Origin of the sequence: Mesorhizobium captivum (assembly GCF_033977165.1) — a bacterium.
Taxonomy (GTDB): Bacteria; Pseudomonadota; Alphaproteobacteria; order Rhizobiales; family Rhizobiaceae; genus Mesorhizobium; species Mesorhizobium captivum.
Genome location: NZ_JAVIJB010000013.1, coordinates 91,445 through 113,481, shown reverse-complemented (window position 1 = coordinate 113,481; position 22,037 = coordinate 91,445). Strand labels below are relative to the sequence as shown.

Annotated in this window: 19 protein-coding genes; 6 read left to right on the top strand and 13 right to left on the bottom strand. The window is 64.3% G+C overall.

Translation table 11 applies throughout. The annotated features are described in order from the left end of the window. Positions 1-46 precede the first annotated feature (46 nt). Positions 47-1,624, bottom strand: a complete 1,578-nt coding sequence (locus tag RFM40_RS13820; RefSeq protein WP_320271692.1) for an ABC transporter substrate-binding protein — start codon at positions 1,622-1,624, stop codon at positions 47-49. Positions 1,625-1,856: 232 nt separating this feature from the next. Between RFM40_RS13820 and RFM40_RS13815 the strand changes: the two genes are divergently transcribed. The 3 genes from RFM40_RS13815 (at position 1,857) to RFM40_RS13805 (ending at position 4,843) form a co-directional block, all read left to right on the top strand. After that, positions 1,857-2,585 carry a GntR family transcriptional regulator gene (locus RFM40_RS13815; RefSeq protein WP_320218448.1) on the top strand — a complete coding sequence of 243 codons (729 nt, stop codon included), beginning with the start codon at positions 1,857-1,859 and terminating at the stop codon, positions 2,583-2,585. Between the two features lie 112 nt (positions 2,586-2,697). Then, positions 2,698-3,363: a flavin reductase family protein gene (locus RFM40_RS13810; RefSeq protein ID WP_320271693.1), complete on the top strand. Its 666-nt coding sequence runs from the start codon at positions 2,698-2,700 to the stop codon at positions 3,361-3,363. Beyond that, a complete protein-coding gene (locus RFM40_RS13805) occupies positions 3,356-4,843 on the top strand; it encodes an amidohydrolase family protein (protein WP_320226140.1) in 1,488 nt (495 codons plus the stop codon). Before RFM40_RS13810 ends, RFM40_RS13805 begins: the two co-directional genes overlap by 8 nt. A gap of 130 nt (positions 4,844-4,973) precedes the next feature. On the opposite strand, the gene RFM40_RS13800 is transcribed toward RFM40_RS13805, so the two are convergent. The 8 genes from RFM40_RS13800 to RFM40_RS13765 all read right to left on the bottom strand — a co-directional run bounded on the left by RFM40_RS13800 (position 4,974) and on the right by RFM40_RS13765 (position 15,727). After that, complete coding sequence (locus RFM40_RS13800) at positions 4,974-7,067, bottom strand: ABC transporter permease (RefSeq protein ID WP_320277682.1); 2,094 nt, start codon at positions 7,065-7,067, stop codon at positions 4,974-4,976. Next, on the bottom strand, positions 7,064-8,125 hold the full coding sequence (locus RFM40_RS13795; RefSeq protein ID WP_320277681.1) for a quaternary amine ABC transporter ATP-binding protein: 1,062 nt from the start codon (positions 8,123-8,125) through the stop codon (positions 7,064-7,066). The genes RFM40_RS13800 and RFM40_RS13795 overlap by 4 nt, the downstream gene beginning before the upstream one ends. 93 nt (positions 8,126-8,218) lie before the next feature. Beyond that, on the bottom strand, positions 8,219-9,157 hold the full coding sequence (locus RFM40_RS13790) for an ABC transporter substrate-binding protein (RefSeq protein ID WP_320277680.1): 939 nt from the start codon (positions 9,155-9,157) through the stop codon (positions 8,219-8,221). 81 nt (positions 9,158-9,238) lie between these two features. Next, positions 9,239-10,066 carry an SDR family NAD(P)-dependent oxidoreductase gene (locus RFM40_RS13785; protein ID WP_320277679.1) on the bottom strand — a complete coding sequence of 276 codons (828 nt, stop codon included), beginning with the start codon at positions 10,064-10,066 and terminating at the stop codon, positions 9,239-9,241. A gap of 18 nt (positions 10,067-10,084) precedes the next feature. Continuing rightward, positions 10,085-10,855 carry a glucose 1-dehydrogenase gene (locus tag RFM40_RS13780; protein WP_320277678.1) on the bottom strand — a complete coding sequence of 257 codons (771 nt, stop codon included), beginning with the start codon at positions 10,853-10,855 and terminating at the stop codon, positions 10,085-10,087. Between the two features lie 8 nt (positions 10,856-10,863). Further along, on the bottom strand, positions 10,864-11,370 hold the full coding sequence (locus RFM40_RS13775; RefSeq protein ID WP_320271700.1) for an acetone carboxylase subunit gamma: 507 nt from the start codon (positions 11,368-11,370) through the stop codon (positions 10,864-10,866). Between the two features lie 6 nt (positions 11,371-11,376). Continuing rightward, positions 11,377-13,572, bottom strand: coding sequence for a hydantoinase B/oxoprolinase family protein (locus RFM40_RS13770; RefSeq protein ID WP_320277677.1), 2,196 nt, complete (start codon positions 13,570-13,572; stop codon positions 11,377-11,379). Positions 13,573-13,585: 13 nt separating this feature from the next. Continuing rightward, positions 13,586-15,727 carry a hydantoinase/oxoprolinase family protein gene (locus tag RFM40_RS13765; protein WP_320277676.1) on the bottom strand — a complete coding sequence of 714 codons (2,142 nt, stop codon included), beginning with the start codon at positions 15,725-15,727 and terminating at the stop codon, positions 13,586-13,588. Between the two features lie 110 nt (positions 15,728-15,837). On the opposite strand from RFM40_RS13765, the gene RFM40_RS13760 reads away from it, so the two are divergent. The 3 genes from RFM40_RS13760 (at position 15,838) to RFM40_RS13750 (ending at position 18,087) form a co-directional block, all read left to right on the top strand. Beyond that, positions 15,838-16,617: a helix-turn-helix transcriptional regulator gene (locus RFM40_RS13760; protein ID WP_320271703.1), complete on the top strand. Its 780-nt coding sequence runs from the start codon at positions 15,838-15,840 to the stop codon at positions 16,615-16,617. 373 nt (positions 16,618-16,990) lie between these two features. Continuing rightward, complete coding sequence (locus tag RFM40_RS13755; RefSeq protein ID WP_320277675.1) at positions 16,991-17,764, top strand: glycosyltransferase; 774 nt, start codon at positions 16,991-16,993, stop codon at positions 17,762-17,764. Continuing rightward, complete coding sequence (locus tag RFM40_RS13750) at positions 17,689-18,087, top strand: glycosyltransferase (protein ID WP_320277698.1); 399 nt, start codon at positions 17,689-17,691, stop codon at positions 18,085-18,087. The genes RFM40_RS13755 and RFM40_RS13750 overlap by 76 nt, the downstream gene beginning before the upstream one ends. A gap of 64 nt (positions 18,088-18,151) precedes the next feature. Here the strand turns inward: RFM40_RS13750 and RFM40_RS13745 are convergent, their stop codons facing one another. The 4 genes from RFM40_RS13745 to RFM40_RS13730 form a co-directional block, all read right to left on the bottom strand. Further along, positions 18,152-18,733, bottom strand: a complete 582-nt coding sequence (locus RFM40_RS13745) for a DUF1349 domain-containing protein (RefSeq protein ID WP_320226121.1) — start codon at positions 18,731-18,733, stop codon at positions 18,152-18,154. A gap of 11 nt (positions 18,734-18,744) precedes the next feature. Continuing rightward, positions 18,745-20,184, bottom strand: a complete 1,440-nt coding sequence (locus RFM40_RS13740) for an aldehyde dehydrogenase family protein (protein ID WP_320226120.1) — start codon at positions 20,182-20,184, stop codon at positions 18,745-18,747. A 232-nt stretch (positions 20,185-20,416) separates the two neighbouring features. Further along, positions 20,417-20,902: a hypothetical protein gene (locus RFM40_RS13735; protein WP_320226119.1), complete on the bottom strand. Its 486-nt coding sequence runs from the start codon at positions 20,900-20,902 to the stop codon at positions 20,417-20,419. Between the two features lie 181 nt (positions 20,903-21,083). Further along, positions 21,084-21,977 carry a sugar phosphate isomerase/epimerase family protein gene (locus tag RFM40_RS13730; RefSeq protein WP_320277674.1) on the bottom strand — a complete coding sequence of 298 codons (894 nt, stop codon included), beginning with the start codon at positions 21,975-21,977 and terminating at the stop codon, positions 21,084-21,086. Positions 21,978-22,037 lie beyond the last annotated feature (60 nt).

Here is a 22,037-nt window from a genome sequence, read left to right as displayed (position 1 = left end):
CCTTGCTGCCGCATCCCGGCCGGGATCGTTCCCGGCCGCGGATCCCTCACTTCATCCTGGCCATCCACAGGCGCGGCTTGTTGTCGGAAAGCTGCACCATGCTTTCCACCTTCGGGCCGGTCGCCCAGACCATCGGCTGTTGATGCAGCGGCATGAAAGCGACGTCGCTCTTGATCTTCAGCAACGCGTCGCTCTGCAGAGCCAACCGCTTGGCGCGATCGAGCTCCTGGCCCGCCGCATCGATCAGGCCGTCGACTTCCGGATAGCTCCACGAACCCCAGTTGAAGACGCCCGAGGTGCCGGTCTTGGAGTGCGCGACCTGAACGAGAATGGAATAGCTGTCGATCATCGGCTCGTTGGCCCAGCCAAGGATGCCGACGTCGAACTTGCCGCTCTCGAACTTCGCGGTCTGGAGGCTGGTCGGCCCGACATCGAGATCGGCCTTGAGGCCGACGCGCGCCCACATGGCGGTGGCGGCCTGGCAGATCTCCTCCTCGTTCACGTAGCTGTCGTTGTCGCAAACCAGGGAGAATGAAAAGCCGTCCGGATAGCCGGCTTCGGCAAGCAGTTTCTTGGCACTTTCAGGATCATGGCTCGGACGCTGGTCCATCGCTTCCGTGTAGCCAGGTATCGCCGGAGCGACCATGGAACCCGTGGCCCTGGAGAGGCCGCGCATCACCTTCTTCTGAAGCGCGTCGAGGTCGAGCGCCTCGTACATGGCCTGACGAACCTTGAGGTCGTTCAACGGATTCTTGTCGGTCACGTCGGACGCGACGAGCTTGTCCTTGCGGTTGAACAGGAAGAAGGCGGTGCGCAGCTCGTTGCTGGCGAGGATCTTGACATCCGGGGTCGCCCTCAGGCGCGGAATGTCCTGCAGGGGCGCCTCGTTGGTGAAATCGATCTCGCCCGACAAAAGCGCGGCGACCCTGGTCGCGGACGACGTGATCGGCGTGAAGACGATCTTGTCGATGTTGTGCCTGGGCTTGTCCCACCAGGCCTTGTTCACCTCGAACACCGTTTCGGCGTCCGGACGGCGCGAAACGACCTTGAACGGGCCCGTGCCATTGGCATGCGTCGTCGCATAGCCTTCCACGCCCTTGCCGGCATCGGTCGGCGCCTCGGCATGGTTTTCAACCAGCCACTTCTTGTCGAGCATCACGATGTTGGTGAGATCGTTGAGAAGCAGCGGATAGTTCGGCGTCGTCGTGATCTCGACGGTGTGGTCGTCGATCTTCTTGGCGCCCTTGTAGGCCGGCAGATTGCCGCGCAGAGGCGAGGCGGGATCGCTGACGCGGGTCAACGATGCGATCACGTCGTCGGCGCTGAAGGGATCGCCGTTGTGGAAGGTCACGCCCTTGCGCAGATGGAAGCGCCAAAGCGTCGGCGAGACCACTTCCCAGGACTCCGCCAGGGCCGGCGCGATCTGCAATTTGTCGTCGTAGCGTACCAAACCCTCATAGACGTGATTGAGCACGGAGATCGTGAAGGAGGATCCGTAGGAATACGGATCGAGCGAAAGAATGTCGCGCTGCGAACCCCACCGCATGACGTTTTCGGCCGATGCCGAAAAGGTGGCCGCGGCAAGCGCGGCGGCGGCGACCGAAAATCTGAGAAACTGATTCATCTTTTAACCTCTCCATTGTTGGCGAATACGGACCCCTGATTTGCGGGCACCACTCACGGCTGCACATTCTTTCGTCGGGATTATTTTTCCGTGCATCCTGTATTCACTTTCATTCCAATAGTGTATACTCTTTTGCGATGCAAGTGAAAACATCGGACCGTCACAGAACGGGCCAACGCCGGAAGCGCCATGGTTGACACCCGCACAAGCCAAACCGATAAATCAGCACGCCATGACCGATCCGAATTCATCGACAGAACGGAAAAGCCGCGCCGGGAACCTGGCGGATGGCGTCTATCAGGCACTGCGGCGCGCCATCATCGAGCAGGCGCTGGCGCCCGGAACGAAGCTTCCCGAAGATTCGGTCGGAGAGAGCTTCGGCGTGAGCCGGACGGTGGTGCGAAGCGTGCTGGCGCGGCTTACGGTCGAGGGGCTGGTTTCGCAGCGGCCCAACAAGCGGGCGGAGGTGGCTTCGCCAAGTCTGGCGGAAGCGCGCGGTGTCTTTCAGGTGCGGCGCGGTCTCGAACGCACGGTTATCGAAAGCCTTGCCGGACAGCTTACTCCGGAGCAGGCCGGGGAGCTGAGGGCGCATATCGCCGCCGAGGAACAGGCTCACGGCCGCGATGGTCCCGAATCGATCAGGCTGTCGGGCGACTTCCATACGCTGCTGGCCAGCATGACGGCCAACGAACTCCTGATACGCTACGTGCAGGAGGTGGCCTCCCGCTGCTCGCTGATCCTGGCGCTCTACGGCCGTCCGCATTCCTCCGAATGCTCGGTCAACGAGCATCAAGCGATCATCGATGCGTTGCTGCGCGGCGACGAGGCGACAGCGGTCCAACTCATGGACGAGCATTTGATGGCCGTCGCCACGCGAGGACTGCTCGACCTGAAGCCGGCGCGCGAACGCGACCTCAAGGAACTTCTGGCGGACTATCGGGGACGCCTTACCGCCAGCTGAGAATTGCCAAACAGTCGGCAGGAGCGGGACGCGGCGGCTCAGCCGCTGCTTTGACGCGCGCCTGCTTGCCGACCGAGCCGTCGTCCTCCCTCTCGATCCTGCGAGCACTGTCATGACCGACAAGACAAGCTTCGACTTCATGCGGCTGAGCGAGCGCGAGAAATACAAACTGCTCATCGGCACCGTGGTGCCGCGGCCGATCGCGCTCGTGACGACAGTCGACCAGGAAGGCCGCGCAAACGCCGCCCCGATCAGCTTCTTCAACTGTCTTTCGGCCGAGCCGGCGGTTCTGGCGCTCGGTGTCGAGAACCACAACGACCTTTCCTTCAAGGACACGGCCAGGAACATTCGCGCGACCGGCGTGTTCACGATCAACATCGTGTCGAGGGCGATCCTCGAGGCGATGAACATATGCGCCGTGCCGTTCGCCTCGGATGTCGATGAACTCGCGGAAGCAGGCCTCACCGCCCTGCCCGGCTCCATGATCGAGGCGCCCTATATCGCGCAGTCGCCCGCGGCCTTCGAGTGCCGCAGCTATCTCAACCTCGGCATCGGCAATTCGCGCGAGATCATCCTCGGCGAGGTGCTCGCGGCGCACATCCGTTCCGACATCGTGAACCCGCGCCTGCATGTGGACCCCGTTGGTCTCGATGCCGTCGGCCGCATGGGCGGCCATGGCTATTCGCTGACCAGCGAGACGTTCGACCTGCCAACGATGAGCATCGAGCAATGGGAAGAGCGCAAGCGGGCCATGGAATTGAGAAGAGAAGATGTATAGCGCGAACAAACGCACACTGATGACCGCCGCCTGGGTGGTCGGTCATGAAGCCGGCAGGCACATCCTCATGCCGCAGGGCGAGGTCGTCTACCAGGATAGGGAAATCCTCTATGTCGGCCACGGATTTCCCGGCGAGGTCGATGAGCGCATCGATTGCGGACAGGCATTGATTGCGCCGGGCTTCATCGACCTCGATGCCTTGTCCGATCTCGACACCACGATCCTGTCCTTCGACAACCATCCGGCATGGCGCAAAGGGCGCGTGTGGCCGAAGTCCTACATGGACGCGGGCCCTTACGAGATGTACCAGCCCGAGGAGCTGGTCTTTCAGAAGCGACACGCCTTTGGCCAGCTCATCCGAAACGGCGTCACCACGGCGCTTCCGATCGCCTCGCTTTACTATCGGGAGTGGGGCGAGACGGTCGAGGAATTTGAAGGGGCCGCGGACGCGGCGGCGGAACTCGGGCTGCGCATCTATCTCGGTCCCGCCTACCGGACCGGCAATCCCTATGTCTTGCCGGACGGCAGTATCGGGCTGTTCTTCGACGAACAGCGCGGCCTGCAGGGGCTGGACGACGCGATTGCTTTCTGCGGCCGGATGGAGGGGCGGCATGGCGGGCTGGTCCGGACCATGCTTGCGCCGGACCGGATCGAAACGTGCACGGCGCAGTTGCTGCGCCGCACCAGCGCAGCCGGTCGCGAGCTCGGCGTCCCGGTGCGGCTGCATTGCTCGCAAGGCGAGTTCGAACGTCAGACCGTCAGTCGCCTTCACGGCATGAGCTCGGTCGAATGGCTGGAAAGCCTCGACTTCCTGACCGACAGGACCCTGTTGCCGCACGGCACGCATGTCAGCCCTTCGCGCTTCGCGCCAGGGCCGGGGCGGGATCTTGAGATCATCGCTGAGAGAGGCGCCGTCATCGTGCATTGCCCGCTTGTCGCCGCCCGCTTCGGCAACGGGTTGGAGAGCTTCGCGTCCTATCGTGCACGCGGCATCCGCATCGGCCTTGGCACCGACACCTCGCCGCCGGACATGCTGCTCAACATGCAGATCGGCCTGATGGTCTGTCGTATCGCCGAAGGTCGAGCCGATGTCTGCCGCGCTGAGGATTATTTCGACGCAGCCACGCTGGGTGGAGCGGATGCGCTGGGGCGGCCCGATCTCGGGCGGCTGGCACCCGGCTGCCGGGCCGATCTGGTGGTCTGGGACCTCGCTGGCCCGGATCTCGGCCAGGTCATCGATCCGATCCAGACGCTGATGATTTCCGCGTCGGGGCGCGACGCATGCACGGTGGTGATCGACGGCCGCACGGTGATGCATCAGCGGCAAATCCCGGGGATCGACCATGCCGCCGACGCGGTGCGCGCGCAGCGCCAGTTCGAGGGGCTGATGCAGAAATATCCGCAGCGCACCTTCGGCCATCCGCCTGCAAGCGAGATATTTTCGTCGGCCTATCGGGTTGTCCGAAAGTCACCCGCCTGACGCGGCATACCACGCAGACAAAACGCTCCTAGAGCAGTTCAGCGTTTCACGGAAACGCTGAACTGCTCTAACCATTTGTTTTTACGCAATTCCGGACGGAAAACCGTTACACACTTTTCCTGGAATTGCTCTAAGGGAGTGGCGTCTGCTGCCTTACCGCTGCCTGAATGAGACGGTCGGCCAGCATGGCCAGGAAGGCGATCGACAGGCCTGCGATCAGGCCCATGCCGGCATCGGCCTTGCCGAGCGCGACATAAACCGCCTGCCCGAGATCGCGGGTGCCCACAAGGGCTGCAATCGCCAGCATCGACAAGGCCGCCATGATGGTCTGGTTGAGGCCGAGCATGACAACCGGCAGCGCCAGCGGCAGCTTGGCCTGCAGCAATGTCTGCAGAGGCGTCGCGCCCATCTGCTCCACCGCCTCGACGACATCGGCGCGCACATGCCTCAGCCCGTGCTCGACATAGCGGATCGGCGGCACGATGGCGTAGAGCATGATGGCGATCAGCGCCGTGAACTCGCCGACCTTGAAGAACATCAGCGCCGGGATGAGGAAGACGAATTGCGGCATGGTCTGCAGCGCGTCGCAGATCGGCTTCAAGGTGCGCGAGACTCGGTCGCTGTGCGCCGCCCATGTCCCCAGCGCGCCCCCGACCAACAGGCAAAGCAGAACCGCCAGCGTGCAGAGATAGAGCGACTGCACGAGTTGCGGCCACAACCCGTTGACAAGGATCAGCGCAAAGCCGGCGAGCGCGAAGAGACCAAGGCGCAAACCCGCCACCTGCCCGGCGAGCAGCGCAACGGCGAGGATGAAGACCGGCCAGGGCAGGCCGAGGAAACCGGTGTAGAGAACGAGGCCGGCCGCCAGCACGGCAACCGCCGCCCGCCAGCCGAAACGGCGCATCGCCAGCACGGCCAAGGCCAGCACCAGGGCGACATAGACGGCCAGTGCCGACGGCGGCAGTGCAAAGCCCCACATTGCCGGCGTCGCCGAGCCCGAAATGCCGACGCGCATCGGCAGAAGCAGGCAATAGAGCACCGTGTTGCGCATGCCATTGAAGAACCAGGCATAGTCGCGCACGAGCCCCAGCAGCCACTGGTTGACGGCGCCCATTTCCATGCGCAACCCGGTTTCCGGCAGAAGCGTCGCGCTCGGTGCTCCAAGGCGGACGGCGATAGCGAAAGCAAGCGCGAGCGCCAGCGACAGCGCCAGCCGGCGCGGCGTCATCCACTGCATGGCGCGTGTCGGACCGGCCTCGGGCTCCCTGGCGAAGCCGATAGTGAGGCGATCGATGAGGATGGCGAGCAGCGCGATGACCAGGCCGGAGAGAATGCTCTGGCCGAACTCGGCCTTGCGCATCGAGGACAGCACCTCCCAGCCGATGTCCTCGAAGCCGCCGATGATGGCGGCGACGATCACCATCGAAAGTGCGGCCATCGTCGTCTGGTTGAAGCCGACGAGAAGCTGGGGCAGCGCCGTCGGCACCTCGACCTGCCAGAACTGCTGGCGGCGCGTGCAGCCGCTCATCAGCCCGGCCTCGCTGATGGCGTCTGGCACGCGATCGAGGCCGAGCATGGTGTTGCGCACCATAGGCGGCGTTGCGTAGATGGCGCTGGCGATCAGCCCGACCACCGGCCCGAAGCCGAACAGAAGCAAGAGCGGGATAAGATAGGCGAAGGCCGCCACCGTCTGCATCAGATCGAGCGCGCCGAGCAGGACCGGGCGGAGCCGCGGACGGGCATGGCCAAGGATGCCGAGCAGGAACCCGAGCACCGTCGAGATCGGCACCGCCAGCAGCACGAGGGCAAGCGTGTTCATGCTCTGCGGCCAGTAGCCGGCGAGAAGGATATAGGCGAGCGCGACCAGCGCGAAGATCGCCAGCCGGCCGCCGCTCGACTTCAACGCAAGCGCCGCCACGCCTAGCATCACCGCCGGCCAGGGCAGCCAGGCGAGCGCCAGACGCGCGCCCCGCATCGGCGCGTCGAGAAGAGCCGACAGCGCCCGGAACGCTGGCTGGACGACGGCGACGACGGCGTCGGTCACCGCGTTGACTTGAGTCGCCAGCGGCAGCGTCCATTCCTTGGGGAAAGCGACCAGCCAAGGGAATTCCGTCTTCAACAGCAGGCAAAGGGCCGTCAGCAGCACCATGCCGCACCAGGGAAGGAGGGCCGGATCGACTGCGAACCTCGACGAGGACCGTAATGTCGCGGCCGGCGCCGTCATGAGTGCGTGCGCCTCGCCTGTTCGCGCTCCAGCACGGCAAGCACCGCGCCGGCGTCGAGCACCGCGGGCGGGCTGTCGCCGGCACCTGGCACCGTGAAGGCGGCCACGCCGCAAGCCAGCTGCGGGATCAGCGCCTCCAGGCTGGTGTCGGCGGCGATGGTCTTTTCGGGCAGCGCCGCTCCGTTGGCCGGCTTAGCGATGTCGCCCGCGGTGATGACGCGCAGCAGCGGCATGTCCTCGGTGAACTGCGCGACATAGTCGTCGGCGGGATTGAGCACGATATCGGCCGGGCGGCCGATCTGGACGATCTTGCCGGCCCGCATGATGGCCAGCCGGTCGGCCAGGCGGAAGGCCTCGGCGATATCATGGGTAATGAAGATGATGGTCTTCTTCAACATGCGCTGCAGGCGCAGGAACTCGTCCTGCATCTGCCTGCGGATCAGCGGGTCGAGCGCCGAGAACGGCTCGTCGAGGAACCAGAGTTCCGGCCCGACGGCTAAAGAGCGGGCGATGCCGACGCGCTGCTGCTGGCCGCCGGAAAGCTGATGCGGAAACGAGGCCTCACGGCCTTCAAGCCCGACCAGCGCGATCATCTCGCGGGCGCGGGCTTCGCGCTCTTTCGCCGGCTTGCCCTGGATCTTCAGCGGGAAGGCGACGTTGCCCAGCACGCTCAAATGCGGCAGCAGGCCGAAATTCTGGAACACCATGCCCATGGCGTGGCGGCGCAGCTCGATCAGCTCCTTGCCGCTCGCCTGCAGCAGGTTCCTGCCGTCGAGCAGGACTTCGCCGGCGCTCGGCTCGACCAGGCGCGACAGGCAGCGCACCAAAGTCGACTTGCCGGAGCCGGAGAGGCCCATGATGACGAAGATCTCGCCGGCCGCCACCTCGAAGCTGGCATCGACGACGGCCGGCAGATGCGCTTCGGCGCGCAGGCGCTCCGCAAGCGCATCGGGATCGATGACATAGCCGCGCGAGTCGAAGTAATAGCCGGGACGCCGCCCGTAGACTTTCCAGACATTGCGGCAGGCAAGCTTTATCGGACGCCCGGCAGTGTTCATTGATAACCACCCGTGCCGATTGTCCGCCCGGCTCCGCGCATTGCAGGAGCCGGGTTTCGATTGCCTTCAGCCCTTGTCAGGCACATCGGCAGATTATCCCTTGGCGGCGTCGACCCAGGGCTTCCAGACCGACTCGTTCTTGTCGATCCATTCCTTGACGACGGCGTCGAGGTCCTTGCCCTGCTTGTCCACGGCCAGCATCATCTTCTGCTGTTCGGTCGCGTCCATCTTGAACGCCTTGAGGAAGGCATAGGCTGCCGGCCATTTGGCGCCGAAGCCCGACCAGACGATCTTGTCGACATCGGGTGGGGTGATGCAGTGCTCGTTGGTCTGCTCCTTGCACGGCGGCATCTTGATCCAGCCGACGTCGTTTTCGGCCAACGCGTAGTGCGGGCCCCAGAACATCATCACCAGCGGAGTCTTGGCCGCTTCCGACGCTTCGAGCTCGGCGACCAGCGCGCCCTCCGAGCCGGCCGGAACGGCGGTGTAGGGCATGTTGTTGTCGCCAAGGATGGTCGCCGCGCGCGAGCCCCAGTCGGCCGGATAGTCGAGGAAGCGGCCGTTGGGCGCGGTTTCCGGCGTCGATAGCGCCTGGACGCATTCCGGCTTGTTGAGCGCCGACCAGTCCGGCAGGCCCGGGCAGACCTTCTCCATGAATTTGGGGTAGATCCAGCCTTCCTGGGTCTTCAGATCGAGCTTGCCGATGTCCTCGATCTGCTTGGCAGCGAGCACCTTCGGATAGATGTCGCCGACATTGTTCAGCCAGATCTCGACCGAGGCGCTGAGCGAGCCGTCGGCGAGGCCGGAGAATTGCGGGAAGTTGCCGGCGGTGACGTATTCGACGTGATAGCCGAGCTTCTGCAGAAGCTGGCCGGCGATGTGCGTGGAAACATGAGCGCCCGTCCATTCGAGCATGGCGAGCTTGATCGGCTCGTCCTTGGCGCCGAGATCGGCACTCTGCCCGGCCGTCGTTGCGGCAAGCATGAGCACGAGGCCAAGACCGGCCCCTTTCAAGGCATTTATTGTTTTCATGTCGGTTTCCCCTGTCGGATTGATTGTTCCTTCTCTAAACCGGCCTCCTCCCATGAAGGCCGGGGCCATCCCAAATGGACGCTACCACAACGCGCCACCCGTGATCTGGATATTTTCCATGGTGATCCCCTTGGCGATATCCGAGCAGAGGAAGACCGCGAGCGCCGCGATCTCCTCCGGCTGCATCATGCGCCCCTGGGGGTTGCCCTTCCTGAATTCGTCCATCAGTTCCTCAGCGTTGCGCCCCTTGCCTTCGCGCTCGACGACCTGCGCGACGTTGCGGCGCATCAGCTCGGTTTCTACCCAGGTCGGGCTGATCATCACGCAAGTAACGCCGTGCGGCGCGCCTTCCAGAGCCACACAACGGGTCAGACCGAGCAGGCCGGCCTTGGACGCGCAATAGGCCGGATTGTCCTTCCAGCCGACGGAAGCCGCGGTCGAGCCGATGTTGACGATGCGGCCCCAGCCGCGCTCGATCATGCCGGGCAGAACGGTGCGCATGGCGCGGAAGGCGCCGGTGAGATTGGTGTCGACGATCTTGTCCCAGAGCTCGTCGGAATGGCCGCAGACCGGCTGCTCGGCCGTCGTGCCGGCGGCGTTGACGAGGATGTCGGCCGGGCCGATGGCCGCCTGGGCCTCCGCCATGAAGCGATCGGTGAGGGTGCTGTCGCGCACGTCGAGATGCGCGGCGTGCACCTTAGTGCCATGCGCGACGAGAGCCGAGCGGACCCGCTCGATCTCGTCCGCACCAGGGTAGTAGGCGGCGTCCGCCCGGCCCGCTTGCGGCGGGGCGACATAGGAGCCGACAGCAACATTGGCGCCGGCCTTGGCGAGCGCCGTCGCGATGGCAAAGCCCATGCCGGAGAAGCCACCAGTGACGATCGCGCTACGGCCGGTAAGATTGGTCATCGCAAGCGGTCTCCGTGTTCACACTGCAAGATAGCCTCCGTCGACGACCATTTCGGAGCCGGTGACGAATTTGGATTCGTCCGAGGCGAGGTAGAGGACCATCCAGGCGATGTCGTTCGGCTCGCCGAGGAAACCGATCGGGTGGCGCGACAAGGCCCTCGCTTTTTCCTGCTCGAGCGTGCCGAGGTCACGCAGGTAGTTCTCGGTCTGCGGCGTCCAGATGTAGCCGGGATGGATGGAGTTGCAGCGAATGCCGTAGCGCTGCTCGGCACAGTGCACCGCGACCGCCTTGGTCAGGGTGCGGACGCCGCCCTTGGAGGCGCAATAGGCGGCAAGCTCGGCCTCGCCGATGATGCCGTCGATGGAGGAAAGATTGATGATCGAGCCGCCGCCGGATTTCTTCATCAGCCCGATGCCTTCCTGGCAGCCGAGAAAGACGCCGTCGAGGTTGACCGCCATGGTGCGCCGCCATTCGGCAAGCGTGGTGTCCTCGATGTTTTTGGCGACGGCTATGCCTGCATTGTTGACCAGCACGTCGAGCCGGCCGAAGCGCTGCTCGATCGCCGAAATGACGGAGTGCCAGTCGTCCGGGTTCGAGACGTCATGGCGAACGGCAAGTGCCTCGCCGCCCGCCTTGACGATCTCCGCCGCCGTGTCGCTGGCGAGATCTTCGTCGATGTCGCTGACTACCAGCCTTGCACCTTCTGAGGCCAGAAGAAGCGACGACGCCCGCCCGAGGCCGAGCCCGGCCCCGGTTACGAGCGATACCTTGCCTGCGACGCGGCCCATTCGTGCCATCAGCCTCCCTTGTTCGACGGCTCCAGCGGCTTGCCCAGCCAATCGCGGTAAAAACCTTCGAGATCCGGTTCGAAGTCGTGAACGATCGGATAGCCGGGGGCGGCCGCCTCGACCTCATGAAGCGTGCCGCATTCCGGGCAGATGAACTCGCGGATCTCCATCCACTCCGGATCCGGCAGATCGCTGTTGGGGTAGATCTCGCGCAGCGATTCCTCCGTGTCGCGCACGATGATCGCGGCCTTGAGCTTCCAGTTCTTGCGGTAGTCGCCAAAGGAATGGCCGCATTCGCATTTCGTCACCCGCTCGCCGCCGCTCTGGCAGATGAAGAGGTGATCGCCGACCGGCAACAGGATCGGATCGCTCCAGCCGACGCGGTCCTGCAGCACCGCGACATATTTGAAGAAACGATCATCGTCCTTGTAGGCGCTCATGATGCGGCGCGTCTGCGGCCAGGGCAGCGTGCCGGCAACCAGATCGGCGATGACTTCCTTGCTGTAGGAGCTCATGGTCCCTTACTCCACGCCGAAGGTCGATTTGGCATCGACGTCCCAGAAAGTCGAAAAATCCTTGGTGAAGCGCGGCGAGAGCTTGATCGCGCTGGCGTACATCTTCTTCACCTCGGGCGCAAAATCGGCTGCCTTCACCCGCTCGCGCTCCTTGGCCATCCACTCCGAGACGGGCTTGGCGCGCGCCAGGCGCCTGGACCGCATCTCGGCGCGGTGGCGCTCGGTGGCTTCGAGATTGGCGACCGGGAACCCCTCCTCGTCCTCATCCAGCACGATGCCGAAGATGCCCACGGCCGCTTCCTTCGTGAGAAAACCGTTCTCGACGTCCCAGGCGGTCTTGACCGGATCGCGCTCCAGCACGTCGCCGTAACCGCCGCCGCCATTGTAGGAGTGGGTGAAGACGTCGCCCGTCTTGTGCGGCGCGGTGATGTAGGGCCCTTCCAGCGTCACATGCTCGCCTTCCAGCCGGACCTCGAGTTCCGAGCGATAGGGATTGGTGCCGGTGTGATGGGCCAGCGGCGCGCGGTTTTCGGCCAGCTCGAAGATATTGCTGTCGCGCACCGCACGGTGCTTCTGGCAGGTCGGCGCCGGATAGCCGCCGCACAGGCCGCCATTGTCGAAGACGCGCGAGGAGTGCTCGGATGTGACCAGTCTCAGATGGTCGGTCTTCGAGACCAGCCAGGTCGACAAGAAGGAACAACCGCCGCGATGTTTGCCGGCGCCGCCGGAATTGGGAACGATGGAGCGGCCGATATAGAGCATCGGCATGTTCTGTTCCCAGATCTCGATGTTGCCCATGTCTGATTCCGGGTTCCAGCCGACATAGGCGGTGTCCAAACCGTCCTTGATGGCCAAAGCGCCGGAGCCGGCGGCGGCGCATTCGAAATGCGCCATGCCGAACGGCGTGCCGTATTGGCTCTGGCCGCCCATCTCGATCATCGGGCTGTTGACCTGGCCGACAAAGGCTTCCTCGACGAAGCCGCGGGCGATGAAGGAGCGCGACAAGAGCCGCTGGAAAACGCCGTAGGCCGGCAGCAGCAAGGCCCATGAGGTCGCCGTCGCCACCATTTCGTTGTCCGGGTTGGTCCAGGTGCCGGCGGGCAGCTTCAGCTCGGTCGCCATCCAGGCGCCGTCATTGACGAGGCCCTCGAAGTTCATGTGCTGGGTCAGCGTCACGAACATGCCGCCATCCATGCCGGCCGGCGTGCAGTTCATCGAATGGTAGCCCCAGGGCTGGGTGCCCTCGAAATCCATGATGATCTTGCCGTCGCTGGTGATCTCCATCTCGATCGGGATGTTGTAGAGCCAATCGGGGTCGCCGAGCGGCTGGTAGCCTGGCTTGCCGGCGGTGACGTGGCCGTAGAAAGTGTGGCCGCGATAGATGCCGGGCACGGTGAGCTGGCGGGTGCGCGCGAGCTGGGCGCGACGGCCTTCCTCGATGAATTCCTTCGACACCTGCATCCAGTAGTCGAGGCCGATCTCGTCGATCAGCGCCTTGACGCTCTCGCGCATGTCGATGCAGGAGGCGACCTTGGCCTTCTCATCCAGCACCCAGTAGATCGGCATTCTGAGATTGCGCTCGCAGCGGATGACATAGTCGCGCCGGATTTCGTCATTCTCGCCGACCTTCTCGGCGCAGACGAACAGGCCCTCGGTGAAGCGCTCCTGCGCCAGCGCCACGTCGCCGCCCGGCGTGATGCCGCCGGCCTCCAACTCGTGGCAGACGGCGCCCGCCCAGCCGACCAGCCTGCCCGAGTGGAAGATCGGCATGACGTCCATGACGTCAGGCACCTGCACGGTGCCGATGAAGGCGTCGTTGTTGGCGAAGATGTCGCCATCGCGGATCTGCGGGTTCTCTTCATAGCCGTTGCGGATCATCCATTTGATGAACCGGCTCATCGTGTGCACATGCACCATGATGCCGTTGGAGAGCGCGATGGCGTCGCCCTCCGGCGTGTAGATGGCGACGACCATCTCGCCGACCTCGCGCACGCCCGGCGAGGCGGAGATGCGGCGCGCCATTTCCCGCGCCGACACGCAATAGGCACGCAGCTTGGTATGCAGCGTCTCGAACTTCAGCGGGTCCTGGTTGCGCAGCTCGAGCTCGGTGGTGCCGTCATAGCAGCCGGTCTCTTCCATCAGCCGTTCGGATTCGATCAGCCGCTCGCGGATGCGCAGCGCAGAGGCGGGTTTGTCCAGCATGGCGTTCGCCCTCTCAAGCATGGGAATAGTGGAGCAGCGTCCATTCGTCGACGAAGACGCGGTCCTGCGGATGGACGACGAGCGTCGTCGCGGGATGCTCGATTATGGCCGGGCCTGTCACCTCGTGGCCGGGCTGCAGCAGGTCCATCTCGTAGAGATTGGCCTTGTGCCAGCGGCCGCCGATATAGGCGTCGCGCACGCCCTTATGGGCGGATGCCGGGTCGGACTTGCCGAGCGGGCGCTTGACCAGCATGGGCTTCACCTTGTCCGCCGTGGCGATGAGCCCCAGTTCGGTGATCGAGAAGCCGGCCTCGCCATAGCGCGAAACGCGGTGGTTGACCTTGGCATAAACCGCCTCGAACTCGGCGATGACCTTGCGCATGTCGTCGGCGGAACTGATGGCAGACAGCGGCGCCACCACCTCGACGTCCTCGAGCTGGCCGGTGTAGCGCATCATCAGGAACGGCACGGTCTTGATCTTGGGGAGCGCATGGCCGTCGGCGACCATTTCTTCGACCGCAGCTTTGGTCAGGTCGTCCCAGACGCCGGTGACCTTCGCGCCGAAGGCCTGCAGCTCGTCGTCGCCTGCGCGGGCGCCGATGTCGATCTGCGTCGACACCGAATGCCGGCGCATGAAATCGGCGGTGGTGCACCCGAAGGCCGAGAAGGCTGCGGCGAACTGGAAGGTGATGATGTCCTTGAAGCCGATGCCCCTGGAGCAGCCGGCCAGATGCAGCGGTCCCGAGCCGCCATAGGAGAGCAGCGTGAATTCGGATGGATGGATGCCCTGGCCGGAGATGACGCGTCGCAGAGCGTTGTTGGCGTCAGCCTCAAGCATGTCGATCATACCTTCGGCGGCCTCCTCGACCCCGACGCCGAGCACGCGGGCGCATTTCTCCTCGAAGGCTTTTCGCGCCTTGTCGACCTGCAGCACGACCTTGCCGCCGAGGAAGTAATGCGGGTTCAGGCGGCCGAGAATGGCGTCGCAGTCGGCGATGGTCGGCTCTGTGCCGCCCTTGGCGAAGCAGATCGGTCCGGGATCGGAGCCGGCGCTTTCCGGTCCGAGCGAGACTTTCCTGGTCAGCGGATCGACCTTCAGGATCATGCCGGCGCCGGCGCCGATCGTGTCGAGATGCAGCGTCGGCACGTTCAGCTTGAAGCGGTCCATCAGCGGCTCGTTCTCGATCCGCGTCTGGCCGCGCGTGATGACGCCCATGTCGAAGGACGTGCCGCCCATGTCCGAGCAGATCAGCGAATCGTTGCCGATGAGCTTGCCGACATAGGCGGCGCCCAGGATGCCGCCGATCGGCCCGGAGATCATCGTCTCATGCAGGCGCGGATGGTTGATCGAGGTCAGGCCGCCGAAGGACAGCAGCGTCTGCACGCCATATTTGAAGCCGTATTTCCTCGAGACGTCCTCGATGCCCTTGAGCTGCCTGCGGCCGCGCGAGGTGGCGTAGGCCTCGATCAGCACCGAATTCAGCCGCGACTGCTCGCGGATGACCGGACGCACCTCGTGACTGCTGTAGACAAGGATGTCGGCGCCGGCAGCGGCGATCTCCTCGCGGCAGATCTCGGCAATGCGCTTCTCATGCGCCGGATTGACATGCGAGAAGACGGTCATGATGCAAATCGCCTCGACCTTGTCGGCGATCAGCTTTCTGGCGGCCGCATGCACCTCGTGCTCGTAGAGCGGCAGGATGATGTCGCCGAACTGGTCGATGCGCTCGGTGACGCCATGGGTGCGGCGGCGCGGCACCAGCGGATCGGGGTGATGGTGGGTGACCGCGTGCAGGCGGTCGGCATAGGAATAATCCGCCCAGGCCTGCAGGCCGCGACCCATCAGGATCATGTCCTCGAGGCCCTTGGTGGTGATCAGCCCGAGCTTGCGGCCGGTGCGCGACAACAGCGTGTTGAGCATGCCGGTGCCGGAATAGAGCACCACGTTGACGCCCGAGAACAGGTCCTGAAGCGAGATGCCCCAGGCGTCGGCCGCGTCCTCGGCGGAAGCCAGAAAACCTTCGGCCTCGTTCTTCGGCGTCGTCGCCGACTTGCCGATCTTGAAGTGACCGTCCTGATCGACAAGGATCGTGTCGGTCATGGTGCCGCCGGCGTCGATGCCGATGACGATGGGATTGGTGGTGATCTGGTCCACGGGTCGCTTTCCCTTGCCGAGAATGACCACAGGCTAGATTCGACGAGCCGGACCGCGCCATATGCCTAAAGGCACAATGACCGCGCGGCACGGTTCGCCGAGAAAAGGGCATGCGCATGGGCAATATCTGGGCGCCGCTGGCCAAGGCGATCGCCGCCACCGGCACCGACAGGCATGTCGACTGCCTGATCGACCTGATCGGCGCCGACATCGCGCATGACCTGGTGACGGTGACACGCTATTCAGCGACCAGGACGCCGGAATTCGTCAAGCACCGGCGCTTCTCCGACGAGATGGTGCGGCGCTACCTCGACAATTACTACGTCTTCGATCCCTTCTACGCCTCGTGGCGGCGCGAGCGACGGCTCGGCATCATGCCGCTCAAGGGACTTGCCGACGAGGAGGCCAAGCGCGGCCAGTACATTGCCGGCTTCCTGGCGCAATCGGAAATCTGCGACGAGGTCGGCATCATGCTTGCCGATGGTGGCGACTGGTGCCTCGGCATCTTCCTCGATCGCTCGAAAATATCGTTCAGGGACAGCGAGATCGCGCTGCTCACCGAGCGGCTGCCGGTGTTCGAGGCGCTGCATGCGCTCGACATAAAGGCGCGCGGCAGCGATTTTTCGCGCACCTCGGCGCCGAGCGGCCCCGGCGCCTCGCCGCAGCAGAAGCCGAGCATCCCAGCAGGCCTTTGGCCGGAGCTTTCATCGCGCGAGCGCGAGCTAGTGCAGCTTATCCTCGCCGGCCATCCGACCGCCAATATCGCCGGGCGGCTCGGCATCACCGTCGGCACGGTGAAGAACCACCGCCGCCGCATCTATGAGAAGCTCGACATCACCACCGAGCGCGAATTGTTCCTGCAGTTCTTCCAGCACCGGATGGACATCTAAAGCGCGTCGCGATCTTTCAGATTTCGCTCCGTGCGCTTTAGGTTTCTGATTTTACGCATGTCTTTGTCCCGAAACCGGTTCCCACTTTCGGGAGACATGCTCTAGCGTCCGGGCACCATCAATGGAACGCGGGCATGCAGCTGTCCAACGTTTGCGACGCCGGCCAGCCGGTACCGGCAGCGAGACTGGCATCACAGCTTGACGGCCTGGCCAGAGGAGTTCACAGGGGGGCGGGTCTCAAGAGCACCGGTTCCAACGACACCGCCGGGCTATGGAGTGAGGGTGGACCGGTTTGCGACGAACACTGATTGTCTGCCACGACCCGCCCTTTCCGCCCACATCCGGCGGTGATCTCAGGAATTTCGGCAATGCCATGGCTGCCGCCGCCTTCGGCCCGGTCTGCCTGGCCTCGCTTGCGCCGCGCATCGGCGAAGCCCACCCAGCCGGCGTGGACATCCGCGTGGCTCAGCTAACCAGTCTGTCCGAGCGGCGGGCGCCTTCGCTTGGCTGGCGCAGGATGCAGGGCGAGAGCCGGATAGCGCTTCCGGCCCTGGCGCGCCTCAAGGCGCTGGTTCAGGACTTCCAACCGGACACGATCATCGTCGAAGGCATTGCGCTGTTCAAACTTCTCGCTCCCTTGCGGCCGATGGCCCGGCAACTCATTCTCGACATGCACAATGTCGAATCCGACCTCGCCGATCAGTTGCCGCGCAAGAAGAGGTGGCGGCCGTTTTCGTCCGGCGTCAGGCCACTTGAAAGAAGGGCGGCTGCCATCGTCGACCGGATCTGGATCTGCTCGCAGCTGGACCGCGAGCGGCTGGAGGCATTTGTCGGGCCCGCAATACCCGTCGACCTTGTGCCAAACGGTATCCCGCGAGCCGATCTGATGCCACGGACGCTGCCGCCACAGCCGGCCATCTCCGATAGCTTTCCAGTCATCCTCTATGTTGGCCATCTGGGCTATGCGCCGAACATCGACGCCGCCGAGCGGTTGGCCCTCGCCGTCCTGCCGCGCGTCCGGCAGGCGTTGCCGACCGCGAAGCTCGTTCTCGCCGGCCGCCCGTTCGTGCCCTGGCACGGCTGGACGGGGTCAGCCTGGTCGAGGACCCGGACGACACCAGGCCGTTGTTGTCCGCCGCCCATCTGACGATCGTCCCGCTCGCCATGGGCGGCGGCACGCGCATCAAGATACTCGAAGCGATGGCCTGGGGCGTCCCGGTCATCGCAACGCCATTGGCTGTGGAAGGCCTCGGCCTGATCGACAGCGAAGAGGTGCTGTTGTCCGAGAGCAACGAAGATCTTGCCCGCCTGGCGGTCGAGCTGTGCCTGGACCGCGTCCGCATGGCCAGCCTGCGGGCCCGAGCCTATGACGGCGCGTGGTCCCGGTTCGGGCCGGAGGCGATCCGCGATGCGGTGCGCCAAGGGCTGGGAGACGCCGACCGTGGCCGGTTCCAAGCCGCGAGCCGCTGAGCCGCTCTCACGCAATTCCGGCCCAAAACGGTTACGGGTTTTCCTGGAATTGGTTTTGGCGCAATCAGCCGTGCAAGTCCCTGGAAATCGGCGGACCAACCGCAAAGTCGGAGAAGGTGACCTCGAAGCCTTCGCGCTGCGGCGAGCAGCACATCACCCCGACATCGACGCTGCGCGAGGTCGGGAAATAGGCCAGCCGCACCGGTTTCCAATGGCCGTCCAACGCATCGAGATATTGCACCCGGATCGCCTCGGCGTGACGGGTCAGGCGTATCCGGACGCCGTTCGGGCCCGGGGGAATAGCGACCAGCGACCAGTCGGACCTGTCGTTGGTGACGACGACGGAGAAATAGGCGAGGCCGTCCGTGTATTCGATGCCGGCCTTGATCCAGTGCGTTTCGCTCAGGCGCAGCATCAGCCCGGCCTGATCGTAGAGCGCCTCGTATTCGCCCTTGATCGTGACCTCGGCGCTGAAGTCGCCCGCGACCGGCCGGTAGAGAAAGTGGCCGTTGTCGCGGCGGAAGCCGTAGAAGGTCTCACGCCAGAAATCGGTCTCCTTGCCGGTGCGGACATGGAGCGTCCCGTCGCCGAACACATGGTGCGGCGGCGGGTTGAGCCAGGCCATTCCGGCAAGGTCCGACATCATTGAGCCGCCCGTTAGCCGGCGAACGTATAGGCCGTCTTCACGGTCGTGTAGAACTCCATGGCGTAACGGCCCTGCTCGCGCGGGCCATAGCTCGAGCCTTTGCGGCCGCCGAACGGAACATGGAAATCGACGCCCGCCGTCGGCAGGTTGACCATAACCATGCCGGCTTCGGAATTGCGCTTGAAGTGCGTCGCGTGCTTCAGGCTCGTCGTGCAGATGCCGGAAGTCAGGCCGAACGGCGTGTCGTTGGCCACAGCCAGCGCCTCGTCATAGTCCTTGACGCGGATTACGTTGGCGACCGGGCCGAAAATCTCCTCACGCGAGATGCGCATGGCGTTGGTGGAGCCGAGGAACAGCGCCGGCCTCAGGTAGAATCCCGGCGCCTCGCGCTCCAGCCGGTCGCCGCCGAAAGCAAGCTCGGCGCCTTCCTGGCGGCCGATCGCGATATAGTCCTCGTCCTGCTTCAGTTGGGTCTGGTCGACGACCGGACCGATCTGCGTCTTGGCGTCCAGCGCATCGCCGATGACGAGCTTGTCCAGGCGCTCCTTCACGGCGTCGACGAAGCGGTCGTGGATGCCTTCGGTGACGATGAGGCGCGAGGACGCCGTGCAGCGCTGGCCGGTCGAGAAATAGGCGCCGTTGATCGCGCAGTCGACAGCAACCGCCAGGTCTGCGTCATCGAGCACGACGAGCGGGTTCTTGCCACCCATCTCGAGCTGGAACTTGCGCATATGCTCGACACTTGCGGCGGCGACGCGTTTTCCCGTGCCGACCGAGCCGGTGAAGGAAATGGCATTGACGTCGGGGCTGTCGAGCATGGCCTGGCCGACCACCGAGCCCTTGCCCATGACGAGGTTCAGCACGCCTTTGGGCAGGCCGGCGCGATGCAGGATGTCGACAATGGTCCAGGCGCTTTCGGGAACCAGCTCCGCCGGCTTGAAGACGATTGTGTTGCCGTAGGCGAGGGCCGGGGCGATCTTCCAGGCGGGAATAGCGATCGGGAAATTCCACGGCGTGATGATGCCGACGACGCCGACGCCTTCGCGCGTCATCTCGACGCCGACGCCCGGCCGCACGCTCGGCACCAGCTCGCCTGACAGCCGCAGCGTCTCGCCGGCGAAGAAGTCGAAGAGCTGCGCTGCCCGGATGGTCTCGCCGACGCCTTCGGCCAGCGTCTTACCTTCCTCGCGCGCCAGCGAGCGGCCGATCTCGTCCTTGCGCGCCATGATCTCGTCGGAGGTCTTCTTCAGCACGGCATGGCGGGCCAGCGGCCCGGAGCGCGACCATGCGGGGAAGGCTGCCTTGGCGGCCGCGATCGCCTGTTTTGCTTCCTCAGGCCCGGCCGAGGCGTATTCGCCGACCACATCGTTGGTGTTCGACGGGTTGATGTTGCGCGAGCCGGCCTCGCCCAGCCACTCGCCGTCGATCAGGTTCTTGCGGAGCACGGTCATCTTTTTTTCCTTCGAGATTGGCTTATTTCTTCGAGATTGGCGGGGCGGCAAGCGCCGCTCATTTGTCAGACAAATGATATACGCATTGTCCGCCGAAAGGTCTACCCGAGAGCTTTCGATAAAGGTAGGCGCGCGGCGGTGGAAGTCCATCGGCTTCGACCGCGACGACCTGTCACGACATAAACAGATGGGCCGCCCTGTCTGTTTTTACGCCATCCCGGACGGAAAACCGTTACACGGAGAACGACCAGAACAGGCAGGCGAGCGTGGCCGCGGCGAAGATGACGAAGAACAGGCTTCTGAGCAGGATGTTGCGACGAAGCTCGTTCATGGTGAGATGCGCCACCACGATCGCCGCGACGAAGAGAAAGCGCCAGTTGAGAAGCGCCCAGAGCGCGCTTCCCTGGCCGAAAGCAAATCGGGCGAGAAGCGAGCCAACGATGGTGGCGAACAACACAATCGCAGCCCAGAAGATCGCGTCGGCGGCATGGGTGAGCACGATGCCGGCAGCGCGGATGGGCAGGATCATCATCAGCAGCGCGCTGAAGAAATAGATGGCGGCAATGGCGAGGAAGGAACCCGCATCCGCAATGCCGTCGAGACGCTTCATGCCGAAGGCGCCGTATGGGTAGCCATGCCTGGCGACAGCCAGCGAAAGCGCCATCAGCAGGGCGCTCAACACCGTGACCAACGCGAAAGTGCCGAGAGCCTTGCTCATGCCGTTCCCTGTCGAAGCGAATCAACCGGAGTCTAGAGCGGTTCATTGTTTCGCGGAAACAATGAACCGCTCTTGTTTTGACGCAACTCCGTACGGAAACCGTTTCACACTTTCCTGGAATTGCTTGAGCAGAGCATGGCGCTCCAATGCCGCAATTCACCTCTCGACGTTCTCGAAGGCCTCAGGGCTTTTGCGATGCTGAAGCGAGCTCGGCCTTGCGGCGTGCCGTCTCCAGGCCGACGCCAATGAAGCGGCGCGCGTGGCGGGCGAGCTCCATGTTGTCGGTCCACAGATTGCGCCAGATCGCCGTCTTTCTCGACAGGTTCTCGTCGACGATTTCCGATGAGAAGGACTCGAAGCTGAGATCGTCGCTATAGCCGATGGCCGTCAGCGCATCGAAGATCGCCGCGAAGTCGATGCTGCCTGTGCCGAGGAAGCCGCGATGGCTCTCGCCGATATGGACATAACCGATCTTCTTCGCGGCATGGCGGATGGCCAGCCCGACATCGGCCTCCTCGATGTTCATGTGGAAGGTGTCGAGGTGCAGGAAGATGTTGTCGGAGCCGGTGTCCTCGATGAAGGCGAGCCCTTGCGCGGCGGTGTTGAGCAGGTTGCTTTCGAAACGGTTGACGATTTCGAGGTTGAGCGTGACTCCGGCCGCCTTGGCGGTCTCCGCGACCCTGGCGAGCATCGCGGCGCTGCGGTTCCACTGGTCGCGCGTCGGCGCCTCGGTCTGCAAGCCGTGGCTGGTCGAGAGAATGCCGCCGACCTTTTGGCCGCCGAGATCGCGCGTGAGCGCGATGGTGCGGTTGAGAATATCGATCCCGCGCGCGGCGACCGCCTTGTCGGCGCTGGAGATGTCGCCGTCGCCCGGCAGGCCGATGCTGATCGCGACACCGAGGCCGAGATCGGCGATACGCCCGGCCAGCTTGCCGATATCGACATTGGCCGGGTCGAGATAGGAGAACTCGATCAGGTCGAAGCCGGCTTCTTTGGTGTTGGCCAGCGTGCGTTCGAGGTCCGCCTGCGCCGAGCTCGCCGACCAGACGAAAGAGTGGATTCCAATGCGCGACATGATCGTCTCCGTCCGATGGGATATGGCGCGGCCGGGTCGACCCGGCCGCGCCAGCCTTGG